We start from the raw sequence: 238 nt of genomic DNA on the forward strand, positions 1-238 counted from the left end.
CGGCATCGTGCCCTTCCTCGTCGAGCTGACGAAATATTTCACACTGTCGCCCGGCGACGTGATCTGGATGGTCACCGACGGCGCCTCGCCGGATCTCAATGGCGTTGACGTGGTCGAGATCGACTTCGGTCTCGATCAACGGGCCCATCGGCTTGAACGTGTCGGCGTTCTTGGATCGCCACAGCCCGCGGTCGGCCGTCTGCCAGCTGCGCTCGGAGACGTCGTTGCCGATGGTGTA

The 238-nt window shown here is 63.0% G+C and carries 1 pseudogene; it reads right to left on the minus strand.

From position 1 onward, the window contains the following. Positions 1 to 97 precede the first annotated feature (97 nt). Positions 98 to 238, minus strand: a pseudogene (locus FNJ47_RS55320) (fumarylacetoacetate hydrolase family protein); the annotation flags it as partial.

The organism is Bradyrhizobium uaiense, assembly GCF_010811875.1.
In the GTDB taxonomy this organism is placed as follows: Bacteria; Pseudomonadota; Alphaproteobacteria; order Rhizobiales; family Xanthobacteraceae; genus Bradyrhizobium; species Bradyrhizobium uaiense.